Raw genomic sequence first — 12,256 nt, forward strand, 5'->3', positions numbered from 1 at the left:
TCCTTACGGTGGGGACAGGCCGTTCGTTCGAGGGCCATCGTAAGGTCGCCGGCCTGGTCCGGCCGCGCGCGCCGCTGTCGCGGCGGTCAGCGCAGGCCGGTGCCCCGCGCGAGCGCGGTGTCGATCAGCGTCGACAGCAGCGTCGGGTAGTCCACCCCGGTGACCTCCCACATCTTCGGGTAGGCGGACTTCGTGGTGAACCCGGGCATCGTGTTGACCTCGTTGATCACCAGGTCGCCTTCCTCGGTCACGAAGAAGTCGACGCGGGCGAGGCCCTGGCAGTCGAGCGCGCGGAACGCCTCGACGGCCATCGCGCGCAGCCGGTCGGTGAGCGCGTCGTCCAGTTTGGCCGGGATGTCCAGTTCGGCGTCCTCGCCGAGGTACTTGGTTTCGAAGTCGTACCAGGCGTCCTCGCCCTCGGCGAGCACCCGGATCTCCGCCGGGAGCGACGCCTCGACGCGGCCGTCCGGGAATTCCAGCACGCCGCATTCGACCTCGCGCCCGCGCACCGCGGCCTCGACGAGCACCTTCGGGTCGGTGCGCCGGGCCAGTTCGATCGCGGCGTCCAGGTCCGCCCAGTCGGCGACCCGGGAGATCCCGACCGACGAACCGGCGCGCGAGGGCTTCACGAACACCGGCAGGCCAAGGCGTTCCCGGTCCGCTTCGGCCAAAGTGGACTGTCCGCGGCGCAGCGCGGCGTAGGTGCCGACCGGCAGCCCTTCCGCGGCGAGCAGCTTCTTCGCGTACTCCTTGTCCATCGCCGCCGCGCTGGCGAGCACGCCGGGGCCGACGTACGGGATGTCGGCGAGTTCGAGCAGGCCCTGGATGGTGCCGTCCTCGCCGAAGGCACCGTGCAGCACCGGGAAGACGACGTCGACGGTGCCGAGCACCTCGGTGGCCTGGCCCGGGTCGACCGTGCGCAGCTCGCGGCTGGTCGGGTCGCCGGCGAGCACGAGCGAGCGGCCGGACTCGACCGACGGCAGCTCGCGGCCCTGGATGCTGAGCTGCTTCGGGTCGCCGGTGCCGAGCACCCACCCGCCGTTCGGCGTGACGCCGACCGGGAGCACCTCGAAGCGGTCCGGATCCAGGTTCGAGATCACACTGCCCGCGGACAGGCACGAGATGGCGTGCTCGCTGCTGCGGCCACCGAACACGACCGCGACCCGGATCTTTTCAGCGCTCATAGCCGGTCACCGTACCGGGTGAGCCTCGCCAACAGCGCGCGCCGGGGGTGTCTGCGCTGGTCGGGAGGGTCGAGCCGCTGGTCGGCGAGTCCGCGAGGCGGCCAGCGCGAACCACCCCAACCCGCGCACCGCGAGGAACGCTGTCCCGGCCAGGACGAGGACCGTGAAGTCCGGCAGCGTCTGGAACGCGACGTCCACCGGCAGCCAGCCGCCGTAGCTGAGCAGGCCGACTCCGACGAACACCGCCGCGTACAGCGCGGCTGCGGCGATGAGATGTCCGACCAGCGGCCGTACTGCCACCCGACGGAAACCCTTGTCCCGCAAGAGTTCCGGCAGCTTTCGCGCGCGACGGATCTGTCGGCGGGTCGCCAAGACCATCGCAGCGAGGGCCAGGAGCGCGACACCGTCGATGACGCCGTAGGTGAGCAGGAAACCGTTGCCGATCTCCGGGGCCGGTGCGCCCGCGAGCATCGCGAGGGTGTGGTGGAACGGCGCGCCGTTGTCCAGCAGGACCGGGTTGCGCGAGGTCAGCACCACCAGGCCGACCTGCTGGTTCGGCAGAAAGCCCAGGTTGGCGTGGTAGCGGGTCAGGTCGCCGTCGTGCTGGACGACCGGCTGGCCGTGGAGAGTGCCGGTGCCCCAGCCGGATCCGTAGTGGTCGATGCCGTCGATCGCGTGGTCGTCGCCGGTCGGGACGGCCGCGCTGTGCATCAGGCGCAGGCTTTCGGCGGACAGCGGACGGACGCCGCGGTAGGCGCCGGTCATCTGGAAGGTGAGGTAGTGGCTGAGGTCCTCGGCGGTCGAGACCAGGTAGCCGTCAGGCAGCGCGCCCGGGAAATCCGGTGTTTCCATCGGCACGTTCAGGCCGAACAGCACCGACGAGCCCTCGATCAGACCCGCGCGACGGGCGTCGGCGAGGTTGGTGAAGGTGCGGTTCATGCCGAGCGGGGCGAGGACGTGCGCTTTGAGGTAGTCGGCGTAGCTCTGGCCGGAAACCTGCTCGACCAGCAGACCCAACGTCGCGTAATTCTTGTTGCAGTAGTGGAAAGCGGTGCCTGGGCGAGACACCGGGACGACGTCGGCGAGTGCGCGGACGCGCTGTTCCAGCGTGGTTTCCGGCTCATAGAGGTCGACGGTGCCCGCTTCGGTCGGCAGCCCGCTGGTCTGGTTCAGCAACTGCCGCACGGTGATCGGATCGTTGGATCCGGCGGTGCGGAACCACGGCAGGTACGCGGTGATCGGGGTGTCCAGGCCGACTTTGCCCGCGTCGACGAGCTGCATGACTGCCATGGCGGTGAACGATTTGCTCAGCGAGCCAAGCAGAAACGGCGACTGCGGCGTCACGTCGGGGCCGACCGCGCCGGTCGTCACCTTGCCGTCCGCGGGCACCAGCGCGTAGGACGACGGCGGACCGCCCGCCAGTTCTTCACGCAAGTGCGCTACCGCAGTGTCTGCTGGCTGCGCTGAGGCCGGTGCGGCGAACACCGCCAGCATCGCGGTCGCCATCGCTGCTACCCGGATCCGCCAAGTCATCCCGCACTCCTCCGCGCGCCGAACTGATCGGCAAAAGCCTCGCGGAGCAGCGGATCCGGCACCATGAAGCTGACCGGCGGACCGAAGGTAGGGCTGGCCCCCGTAGTCAGCGGAGAAGATCGACCAGCGTCGGCACCGCGGCCATCAACGCTTCCCGCGAGCAGCCCGCGTAACCCAGCGCGATGCCGTGCACCGTCGGCGTTCCGGCGAAATGCCGCGCCAGCCCGTCGAGCCGGATCGAATGCCGTTCCGCCGCGGCGATCAACTCGGCCTCGGTCTCGGCGCTTTCCGTCCGCACCACCAGATGCGCGCCGGCGTCGTCGCCGACGAACGGGATTCCGGCGTTCGACAGCGCGGTCACCAGCACCGTCCGGCGTTCGGCCATTTCCCGGCGCAGCTTCCGCAGGTGCCGGCCCAGATCGCCGGTCCGGGCGAGTTCGACGAGCACCCGCTGCCCCGCCGGCGACGGACGGGTTCCGGTGAGATCCCGGTACGCCAGAATGGAATCGGCCACCGAAGCGGGCGCGACAAGCCAGCCCGCGCCGAGGGTCGGGGTGAGGATTTTGCTGGTGGTCCCGAGGTGCACGACGACGTCCGGGGCGAGCGCGGCCAGCATCGGCAACGGGGCGACGTCGAAGCGCAGCTCGCCGTCGTAGTCGTCCTCGATGACCAGCATGCCTTCCGCGCGAGCGCGTTCCACGAGCTGCACGCGGCGGGCCGCGCTCATCCGGCTGCCCATCGGGTACTGGTGCGCGGGCGAGCAGTAAACGGCGCGCGCCCCGGCGGGAATCGCGTCCGGGCGCAGGCCTTCCTCGTCCACCGGCACGCCGACGACGGTGAGCCCGGCCTGCCGGAACGCTTGCACCGCACGCTGATAACCCGGTTCCTCGAAGGCCACGACCGCACCTCGGCGCAGCACGGCGGCGGCGAGTTCCACGACAGCCGCGGTCGTGCCGCCGGTCGCGAGCACCGAACCGGCGGCCAGACCGCGGTGGCGCAGCAGGTGTTCCGACACGGTCGCGCGGTATTCCGGCAACCCGGCGCGGTGCGCGCGCGTGAGCGGCTCGGGATCGGCGGCTGCCCGCCACGCTCGCCGCCAGGCCGCGCGGTCAAGGCCGCCAGCCCACGGCGTACCCGGCGCGAGGTCCAGTAGCGGGGCTTGTTCCGCCTCGGCGAGTAGCGAACCGGGCACCGTGACGGACGCGGCGGCGCGCGTCGGCGGAGTGGTCACGTAGGTGCCGGAGCCGTGCCTGCCAGCGATCCAGCCTTCCGCGTGAAGTTGCTCGTACGCAGCGGAAGTGACCGTGCGCGAGACGCCGAGCCGTTCCGCCAGCGCGCGCGTGGACGGCAGCCGGTCGCCGCCGCGGAGATGTCCGCCGGCCGCGGCTTCGCGCAGCGCGTCGGCCAGCTGCACGGCCAGCGGGGTGGCCGCTTCGCGGTCGAGACTGACCGGCAGGGCGGTGTCGGCGTAGGACACGGCGGACCTCCGTTACGGCGAAGTGGACTTCTCAAGTGTAGAAGAAGTGGACATTCAACGTAGCCACTTGGCCGCCGCACACTGAACGCATGAGCAGCCTTTCGCCCACCGAACGCACCACGCTCGGCCGCAAACGCCACCGCGCCGCCAGCGAGCGCGCGGTCCTGCACGCCGTGCTCGACGAGGCGCTGATCTGCCACCTCGGCGTGGTCCGCGACGGCGTCCCGCTGGTGCTGCCCACCGGATACGGCCGCGACGGCGACACCCTGTACCTGCATGGTTCCACGGGCGCGGCCAGTCTGCGAGCCGCGACCGGAGAAACCGACGTCTGCGTGACGGTCACCCTCCTCGACGGCATCGTCTACTGCCGCTCGGTGAACAACCACTCGGTCAACTACCGCAGCGCGGTGATCCTCGGCAAGGCCCGGCTGGTGACCGACCCGGACGAGAAGATGCGCGGCCTGCACGTGCTCACCGACCACCTCTCCCCTGGTTCGTGGGAGCACGCTCGCGCGGTGAACAAGAAGGAATTCGCCGCGGTGTCGGTCATCGCGCTCGATCTCGCCGAAGCGTCGGTGAAACTCCGCGCAGAAGGACCCGACGACGAGCCCGAAGACGTCACCGCAAATGCCGCCTGGGCCGGAGTACTGCCGGTGCGCACGGTCTTCGGCGAGCCGGAACCGTCCGCCGACCTGCCACCCGGCTGGGCCGTGCCCGAACACGTCACCGCACGCGTCACGAAGGCAGCGGCAACCGCACGGTGAATACCGTCCGTCCGGGGCGGCTCTCCAGCGAGACCGTCCCGCCGTGCTCCACCACCAGCGAATGCACCACTGACAATCCCAGCCCGGTGCCGCCAGCGGCCCGGGTGCGGGAGTTGTCGACGCGATAGAACCGGTCGAAAATCCGCTGCTGATCCGCCGCGGAAATCCCCGGTCCGGCGTCGGTGACGGTGGCGACGGCCATCCCGTCGGCCACCGACACCGCCAGCTCGACCGGCGTTCCCTCCGCGGTGTGCACGGCGGCGTTCGCGAGCAGGTTGTCCAGGACTTGCCGCAGCCGCGCCGGATCCGCGTGCAGCAGCACCGGTTCCTCCGGAATCGAGACCGTCAGCGGATGTCCCGGCCGACCGGCCCGGAACGCGTCCGCGGCGGCCGCGGCGATCTCGGTGAGATCCATCCGCTGCGGCCGCACCGGCGGTTCGACATCGCGCGCGTCCAGCCGCGCGAGCAGCAGCAGATCGTCCACCAGCACGCTCATCCGCGCCGTCTCGGCCCGGATTTTCTCCAGGTGCGCCTCTCGTTCCTCGGGTTCGTTCGCGGCGGCGTAACGGAAAAGATCGGCATAGCCGCGGATCGACGTCAACGGCGTCCGCAGCTCATGCGAAGCATCGGCGACGAACCGGCGCAGCCGATCGTTCGCCTCGGTGCGCGCGGCCAGCGAGGATTCGATGTGGCTCAACATCAAGTTGAACGCCGTCCGCAGCTCCTCGACCTCCGCTCCGCCACCCGTGCCGGACGCGCGCACCGGCAAATCCGCCGTGGCGGTGAGGTCGTGCGAGGCGATGTCGTGCGCCGTGCCAGCCATGTCCGACAACGGACGCAATCCGCGCCGCAGCACCACGCGGCCCGCGACGACGAGGATCGCCAACGCGATGAGAAACGCGAGCACTTCGATCAACATCAGCTGCTGCACGGTGTTGTCGAGATCGGCCTGCGGCGCGGCGCTCAACAGCACGGTGCCGGTCCCGTTCTGCGAGGTCTCCACCGGACAGGCCCGGACGCGGTAAGAACCCTGACCGGGCAAGGCGATCGTGCGAAACAGGTCGCCGCTGGTCGCTTCTTCGGCGACCTGCGCCAACGGCCGCACGTCGTTCGGCAACGTGCTGCCCGGCTGCGGGACGGCGTGCCCCGCCCGCACGTCGAAAACCGCGGAGTACCAGGAGTAAACGACTTCCGGATTGTCCTTCGACTCGCGCAGATGCGGCACCTGCGCGACCTGGCTGGTTTTGAGCTGCTCGTCGAGCCGCCGGTTGAGGTAGTCGTGCATCAGCTCGACGGTCAGCGCGCCGACGATCGCGAACACCACCAGCGACAACGCGCCCAGCCCGAACGCCAGCCGCGTGCCGAGCCGGGAAGCGCGCCAAGCCCGGTACCAGCGGCGAGCCCAGCGCCCGACCCGGTTCACCGGCCCGCCTGTCGCACGGAATACCCGACGCCGCGCACGGTGTGGATCAGCGGTTCGGCCTCGGTGTCGAGCTTGCGCCGCAGCCGCGAGATCGCGAGTTCGACCACATTGGACCGTCCGCCGAAGTCGTACTCCCAGACGTGGTCGAGGATCTGCGCCTTGGTGAGCACCGCGGGCGAACGCCGCATCAGGTAACGCAGCAGCTCGTATTCGGTGGGCGTCAGCTCGGCGAGCTGGCCGCCGCGGCGGACTTCGTGCGTCTCCTCGTCCAGGGTGAGATCGCCCACCTGCAGCACCACCGTGCGGGTATCCGGTTTCTCGGACGTCCGCCGCAGCACCGCACGCAGCCGCGCCATCAACTCCTCGACGGAGAACGGCTTGACGAGGTAATCGTCACCCCCGCGGGTGAGTCCGGCGATGCGGTCGGCGGTCGCGTCCTTGGCAGTCAGGAACACCACCGGCACCGCGTCGTGTTTCTCGCGCAGCTTGTCGAGCACGGTGAAGCCGTCGAAATCGGGCAGCATGAGGTCGAGCACGACGATGTCGGGAGCGAACTCCGCGGCGCGCGCGAGCGCGTCGGCGCCGCAACCGGCCGTCACGGCCTGCCAGCCCTCGTAACGGGCGACGGTCGCGACCAGGTCGGCGATGTGCGGCTCGTCGTCCACGACGAGCAGCCGCACCGGGTTCGGATTCTCCACCCCGCCATCCTCCGCGACGTCCGCTCGGGCGCGCGAGCCGAACCCCCAGCTGACAGCGACTCGACAGGAAACCTGTCGCGCGCATCGGGCATTCCGGGCAGACTCCGGACCGACAGCAACCATAGCCCGAGGAGCCCGATGACTGCTTACGTGGACAACATCACCGTCGACTGCGCCGACCCGTGGGCTCTGGCCCAGTTCTGGACCAAGGTGACCGGCCGCCCGGTCGGCGACGACGACCATCAAGGCGATCCGGAGATCGGCATCAGGCTCGAGTCCGGCGTCACTCTCCTGTTCATCGCCGTCCCCGAACCCAAGACCGTCAAGAACCGGCTGCACGTCTGCCTGAAGCCAGACGGCGGGACCCGTGACGAAGAGGTGGAGCGGCTGCTCAAGCTGGGCGCGACGCTGCATGCCGACCACCGCCGCGAGGACGGCGGCGGCTGGATCGTGCTGCGGGATCCCGAAGGGAACGAGTTCTGCGTCGAGCGCAGCCTGGCGGAGATGGCGTGACCGATTCGTTCGAGATCAACCGCGCCAACTGGGACGACCGCGCGCCAATCCACGCGCGCTCGGCGTACTACGAGTTCGACAAGTTCAAGGCCGATCCCGCGCACCTGAGCCAGATCGTGCGCTTCGACCAGCCTCGCCTCGGCGACGTTTCCGGGCTGCGCACCGTGCACCTGCAGTGCCACATCGGCACGGACACGCTTTCGCTGCACCGGCTCGGGGCCAAGATCTCTGGTCTGGACCTTTCCCCGGCGTCGCTCGCCGAGGCGCGCGAGCTCGCCGACGCCACCGGCGCGGACATCGACTACCACGAGGCGAACGTCTACGACGCGGTGGAAGTCTTCGGCGAAAACGCGTTCGACCTGGTGTACACCGGGATCGGCGCGATCTGCTGGCTGCCGAAGATCGCGCCGTGGGCCGAGGTGGTCGCGCGGCTGCTGCGGCCCGGCGGACGGCTCTTCATGCGCGAAGGCCATCCGATGCTGTGGACGCTCGACGACGAATCGGAACGCGCGTGGCCGAAGTACGACTACTTCGAGCACGACGAGCCGCTCGTGTTCAGCGACGACACCACCTACGTCGACACGGACGAACCGATGCGCACGACGACCACGCACAGCTGGAACCATTCGCTCGGCGAGATCGTCACCGCGCTGCTCGACCAAGGCCTGATCCTGACCGGGCTGACCGAACACGACACCGCGGCGTGGAACGCGTTGCCGCACGAGATGGAAGAGGCCGGGGGCGGCGAATGGCGGCTGCGGGACAACCCGCGCCGGGTCGCCGCGAGCTACACCCTGCAGGCGCGGCGCCCCGCATAGAGTGCGGGGCATGACTCGCATCGCCGTCGCCGCGCTGGGCGGCACCATCTCGATGGCTCCCGGACGTTCGATCGAAGACGGCGTCGTGCCGCGGCTCAGCGCCGAGGACCTGCTGGGAGACCTGGGTTCCCGGCTGCCGATGGAGATCACCGCGGCGACGCTCGCCGGGCTGTCGAGTTCGTCGATGGACTACGCGACGCTCGCGCGGACCCGGCAGTGGGGCGTCGAGCAGATCGAGGCGGGCGCGGACGGTCTCGTGGTGGTGCAGGGCACGGACACGCTGGAGGAAACGGCGTACCTGTTCGACCTCACGTGGCCGTCCGACGCGCCGGTGGTGATCACCGGCGCGATGCGGAACCCGAGCCTGCCCAGCCCGGACGGGCAGGCGAACATCCTCGCCGCGCTCGCCGTCGCCGCCGATCCGCGCAGCCGCGGCCGGGGCGCGCTGGTGGCGTTCAACGACGATGTGCACGCGGCGCGCTGGGTGCGGAAGACGCATTCCAGCCACGTCGAAACGTTTTCGTCGCGGCCGGCGGGCCCGCTCGGCATGGTCGCTGAGGGCTCGGTGCATTACTTCCACCCGTCGCCGCCGCGCCTGCCGGTGCTGCCGGGAGCCGAAACCGTCGATCTCGTTCCGCTGCTGGAATCGGGCCTCGAAGATTCGGGCGAACTGCTGTCGTTGGTCCTCAAGGGCGGCGCGCGCGGCGTCGTGGTGGCCGCCAACGGCGTCGGACACGTGTCGACCGGAACCGCGGACGTCATCGCAACGGCCGAAGTACCGGTGGTCGTCGCTTCCCGGACCGGCGCGGGCCCGACTTTCCGCGGCACCTACGGGTTTCACGGCTCCGAATCGAGCCTGATCCGGATGGGCGCGACGATGGCCGGCTGGCTCTGCCCGCGGAAATCGCGGATCCTGCTGCAGGTTCTGCTCGCGGCGGGCGTCTCCCGGGAGGAGATCGAACGGCAGTTCAGGCTGCGCGGCGACCTCGACCGCTGATCACGCCCGGAACGGCCCGTCGACCGCATTCGCCTGGTACGACCGCATCTGCCGGCCGCCCTGGCGGTAGACGTGCACGCTGATCGCCGGGTCCGGGCCGTCGTTGCGCACCTCGTGCACGTAGCCGGGCCCGAACACGCGCGACTGCCCGGCGGACAGCCCGTGCACCTCGGTCACCGCACGCCCGCCCGGGGCGCGTCGCGCGACGGTTTCGGTCAGCCGCCCGGACACGACGGTGAACGCGCCGGTCGAGAAGGCGTGGTCGTGCAGGTCGGTGCGCTGGCCGGGAAGCCAGCTGAGCAGCCAGATCTCCTGGTCCTCGGTGCGTTCGACGAGGGCGGAGAACCGCTGGTCGGGGTCGTAGCGCAGCAGGGCGCCCCAGCGCTCCCGGTCAGCGGCCACGTCGACGGCGACGCGGACCGGATGCCGCAGGGCGGGGTTCTCGGGACGCAGCAGGGTGTTGTCCGGAACGGCGAACATGAAAAGAAGTCCTCACGGGAAGAAGATGGGTGTCGAACTGGGCCGGGACGGTTTCACCGACAACAGCGACACGACATGCCCATGACGGGGCGGAGGTCGTCAGACCCCGGCCGCATCGTCATCTCGCACGTCAGCATGCCGCACAGAGAACCAGCCTCGGACCGCCCGGTCAACCCGTCTCACCCCCTGGACCGCCCAGGTGAGCGCAGGTTCACACCCTCGCGCACCCGCTCGTGCGCGGCAATGCCGGTTCTAACCGGCAGCGCCGCTCACGACACCCAGCCCGCTCGCCAGGCCGAGCTTCCCGCCTTCGCAACTCGTGCGCGGCAATGCCGGTTCTAACCGGCCCCGCCACTCACGAGACCCCAGCCACCGCCAAGCCGAGCGTGCTCAGCCCCACAAGCCCTCGCCGCTCGTGAGTGTTCATGCCGGTTCTAACCGGCACCACCACTCACCAGATCGAGCTTTCCCCGAGGCCGCCACCCCTCACACCCTCGTGCGCGGCAATGCCGGTTCTAACCGGCACCGCCACTCACGAGTCTCAGCGCCACTCCGGCTTCCGCGACCGCCCGAGCAGTTCCGCGCCCGCCTGCCGCGGGTCGACGCCCTCGTGGCACACCCGGTACATCGCGTCCGTGATCGGCATGTCGGCCCCGTGCCGCTGCGCCAGTTCGCGGATCGACGAGCACGACGCGACACCCTCCGCGACCTGCCCGCCGGTCGCCGCCTGCGCCTCGGCCAGCGTCTCGCCGCGGCCGAGGCGTTCGCCGAAGGTGCGGTTGCGCGACAACGGCGACGAGCACGTCGCGACCAGGTCGCCGAGCCCGGCGAGTCCGGCGAAGGTCAGCGGGTCCGCGCCGAGTTTCGCGCCGAGCCGCGCCATTTCGGCGAGGCCGCGCGTGATGAGCGTCGCCATCGTGTTCGCGCCCAAGCCCATCCCGGCGGCCATCCCGCAACTGAGCGCGATCACGTTCTTGCACGCGCCGCCCAGCTCGCAGCCGACCACATCGGTGTTCGTGTAGGGCCGGAAATACTGGTTCGACGTCGCCTGCTGCACCGCTTTCGCGCGCTCGTGGTCGGCGCACGCGAGCACCGCGGCGGCGGGCTGCCCGGCGGCGATCTCGCGGGCCAGGTTCGGCCCGGACACCACCACGATCTCGCCCGGATCGACTTCGGCGAGTTCGGCGATCACCTCGCTCATCCGCTTGAGCGTGCCCAGTTCCACGCCCTTGGCGAGGCTGACCAGGATCGCCTCGGGCGGCAGCAGCGGCCGCCAGCCGGTGAGATTCGCGCGCAGGCTTTGGCTCGGCACCCCGAGCACGACCGCTTGCGCGCCGTCCAGCGCCTCGGCCGCGTCGGACGTCGCGGTGATCCGGTCCGGCAACGTGGTTCCCGGCAGATACGACTCGTTGGTGTGCCGCTCCCGGATTTCCTCGGCGACGCTTTCCCGGCGCGCCCACATCGTCACGTCCCGGCCCGCGTCGCCGAGCACCTTCGCGAACGCGGTGCCCCACGAACCCGCGCCGAGCACGGTGACCCGCTGCACGTCGGCGGCGAAACCCGCCATCAGGCACCGTCCTCCGGCTTCTCGGCCTCCGCCTTGGGCTCGGCGGTGATCTCCGCCTTGGTGTCCGCCGCCGCGTCCGTTTCCGGCTTCTTCGCGGGCGGTTCCTCCTGCCGGATCTCGGCCAGCAGCCGGGTCACCTCGTCCATCAGCACCGCGGTGACCTCGCGCAGCGTCGAGGCGCTGCGCGGGTTCGCGCCGCGGAACCGCGACAGGTCGATCGGGTCGCCGACCAGGTGCGTCACCGTCTTGCGCGGGAACGGCGTGAACTTCTTGGTGTAGCCGTTGAAGATCTGGTTCGTTCCCCAGCGCGCGATCGGGATCACCGGCACGTCGTTCTGCAGCGCCAGCCGCGCCGCGCCGCTGTAAGCCTCCTTCGGCCAGCCCAGCGGGTCCTTCGTGATGGTGCCCTCGGGGTAGATCACGATGACCTTGCCCTCTTCGAGCGCCTGGTGCGCGGCCTTGAGGCTGTCGCCCGCCGCGCTCGACCCGCGCGCCACCGGGATCTGCCCGGACCCGGTCACGATCCGGCCGAAGACCGGCACGTTCTTCAGGCTCGCCTTGAGGAAGAACCGCGGCACCCGCTTCTGCCGGTGCACGAACACCGCGTCGACCGGCGGGTCGAGGTGCGAGATGTGGTTCATCACCAGCACCGCGGGCCCTTGCCGGGGGATTTTCTCCGCGCCGAGGTACACCCGCTTGCCGATCGCGGTCATCGGGTAGAACGCGGCGGCGGCCAGCCCCACCCAGAATCCGCCCTTCTCACGCCGTGCCACAGTTCTCCTCCTCGGGTCGCCTCTGCTCC

The 12,256-nt window shown here is 70.4% G+C and carries 12 protein-coding genes; 4 read left to right on the plus strand and 8 right to left on the minus strand.

All coding sequences use genetic code 11. The features are described from left to right. Positions 1 to 86 precede the first annotated feature (86 nt). From DMP23_RS25200 to pdxR, 3 genes are all read right to left on the minus strand, one after another. Positions 87 to 1,184 carry a D-alanine--D-alanine ligase family protein gene (locus DMP23_RS25200; protein ID WP_337822703.1) on the minus strand — a complete coding sequence of 366 codons (1,098 nt, stop codon included), beginning with the start codon at positions 1,182 to 1,184 and terminating at the stop codon, positions 87 to 89. A gap of 6 nt (positions 1,185 to 1,190) precedes the next feature. Beyond that, positions 1,191 to 2,717, minus strand: coding sequence for a serine hydrolase domain-containing protein (locus DMP23_RS25205; protein WP_337822704.1), 1,527 nt, complete (start codon positions 2,715 to 2,717; stop codon positions 1,191 to 1,193). A 106-nt stretch (positions 2,718 to 2,823) separates the two neighbouring features. Beyond that, positions 2,824 to 4,194: a MocR-like pyridoxine biosynthesis transcription factor PdxR gene (gene pdxR / locus DMP23_RS25210; protein WP_037811720.1), complete on the minus strand. Its 1,371-nt coding sequence runs from the start codon at positions 4,192 to 4,194 to the stop codon at positions 2,824 to 2,826. An 89-nt stretch (positions 4,195 to 4,283) separates the two neighbouring features. On the opposite strand from pdxR, the gene DMP23_RS25215 reads away from it, so the two are divergent. Beyond that, positions 4,284 to 4,958, plus strand: coding sequence for a pyridoxamine 5'-phosphate oxidase family protein (locus tag DMP23_RS25215; protein WP_238607897.1), 675 nt, complete (start codon positions 4,284 to 4,286; stop codon positions 4,956 to 4,958). On the opposite strand, the gene DMP23_RS25220 is transcribed toward DMP23_RS25215, so the two are convergent. Both DMP23_RS25220 and DMP23_RS25225 read right to left on the minus strand, forming a co-directional pair. Then, positions 4,930 to 6,381, minus strand: coding sequence for a sensor histidine kinase (locus tag DMP23_RS25220; RefSeq protein ID WP_337822705.1), 1,452 nt, complete (start codon positions 6,379 to 6,381; stop codon positions 4,930 to 4,932). The genes DMP23_RS25215 and DMP23_RS25220 overlap by 29 nt on opposite strands. Then, on the minus strand, positions 6,378 to 7,079 hold the full coding sequence (locus DMP23_RS25225) for a response regulator transcription factor (protein WP_134727838.1): 702 nt from the start codon (positions 7,077 to 7,079) through the stop codon (positions 6,378 to 6,380). The genes DMP23_RS25220 and DMP23_RS25225 overlap by 4 nt, the downstream gene beginning before the upstream one ends. A 138-nt stretch (positions 7,080 to 7,217) precedes the next feature. Here DMP23_RS25225 and DMP23_RS25230 point away from each other — a divergent pair, with 138 nt between their 5' ends. From DMP23_RS25230 to DMP23_RS25240, 3 genes are read left to right on the plus strand one after another with little or no spacing between them, the layout of a single operon-like run. Beyond that, positions 7,218 to 7,592, plus strand: a complete 375-nt coding sequence (locus DMP23_RS25230; protein WP_337822706.1) for a VOC family protein — start codon at positions 7,218 to 7,220, stop codon at positions 7,590 to 7,592. Beyond that, positions 7,589 to 8,410, plus strand: coding sequence for a class I SAM-dependent methyltransferase (locus DMP23_RS25235; protein ID WP_337822707.1), 822 nt, complete (start codon positions 7,589 to 7,591; stop codon positions 8,408 to 8,410). Before DMP23_RS25230 ends, DMP23_RS25235 begins: the two co-directional genes overlap by 4 nt. 10 nt (positions 8,411 to 8,420) lie before the next feature. Then, the gene (locus DMP23_RS25240) at positions 8,421 to 9,407 is read left to right on the plus strand and encodes an asparaginase (protein ID WP_337822708.1); all 987 of its coding nucleotides are present in this window, start codon (positions 8,421 to 8,423) and stop codon (positions 9,405 to 9,407) included. On the opposite strand, the gene DMP23_RS25245 is transcribed toward DMP23_RS25240, so the two are convergent. The 3 genes from DMP23_RS25245 to DMP23_RS25255 form a co-directional block, all read right to left on the minus strand. Further along, complete coding sequence (locus tag DMP23_RS25245; protein ID WP_337822709.1) at positions 9,408 to 9,887, minus strand: cysteine dioxygenase; 480 nt, start codon at positions 9,885 to 9,887, stop codon at positions 9,408 to 9,410. 541 nt (positions 9,888 to 10,428) lie between these two features. Continuing rightward, complete coding sequence (locus DMP23_RS25250; protein WP_043835439.1) at positions 10,429 to 11,454, minus strand: NAD(P)H-dependent glycerol-3-phosphate dehydrogenase; 1,026 nt, start codon at positions 11,452 to 11,454, stop codon at positions 10,429 to 10,431. Then, complete coding sequence (locus DMP23_RS25255) at positions 11,454 to 12,167, minus strand: lysophospholipid acyltransferase family protein (RefSeq protein ID WP_240691229.1); 714 nt, start codon at positions 12,165 to 12,167, stop codon at positions 11,454 to 11,456. The genes DMP23_RS25250 and DMP23_RS25255 overlap by 1 nt, the downstream gene beginning before the upstream one ends. Positions 12,168 to 12,256 lie beyond the last annotated feature (89 nt).

Origin of the sequence: Amycolatopsis sp. A1MSW2902 (genome assembly GCF_017312175.1) — a bacterium.
Classification (GTDB): Bacteria; Actinomycetota; Actinomycetes; order Mycobacteriales; family Pseudonocardiaceae; genus Amycolatopsis; species Amycolatopsis nivea.

What these genes read in the sequence shown, in the direction of transcription:
- DMP23_RS25200 (WP_337822703.1), bottom strand. Translation starts at nt 1,184, where the DNA reads ATGAGCGCTGAAAAGATCCGGGTCGCGGTCGTGTTCGGTGGCCGCAGC.
- DMP23_RS25205 (WP_337822704.1), bottom strand. Translation starts at nt 2,717, where the DNA reads ATGACTTGGCGGATCCGGGTAGCAGCGATGGCGACCGCGATGCTGGCG.
- DMP23_RS25215 (WP_238607897.1), top strand. Translation starts at nt 4,284, where the DNA reads ATGAGCAGCCTTTCGCCCACCGAACGCACCACGCTCGGCCGCAAACGC.
- DMP23_RS25230 (WP_337822706.1), top strand. Translation starts at nt 7,218, where the DNA reads ATGACTGCTTACGTGGACAACATCACCGTCGACTGCGCCGACCCGTGG.
- DMP23_RS25240 (WP_337822708.1), top strand. Translation starts at nt 8,421, where the DNA reads ATGACTCGCATCGCCGTCGCCGCGCTGGGCGGCACCATCTCGATGGCT.
- DMP23_RS25245 (WP_337822709.1), bottom strand. Translation starts at nt 9,887, where the DNA reads ATGTTCGCCGTTCCGGACAACACCCTGCTGCGTCCCGAGAACCCCGCC.
- DMP23_RS25250 (WP_043835439.1), bottom strand. Translation starts at nt 11,454, where the DNA reads ATGGCGGGTTTCGCCGCCGACGTGCAGCGGGTCACCGTGCTCGGCGCG.
- DMP23_RS25255 (WP_240691229.1), bottom strand. Translation starts at nt 12,167, where the DNA reads ATGACCGCGATCGGCAAGCGGGTGTACCTCGGCGCGGAGAAAATCCCC.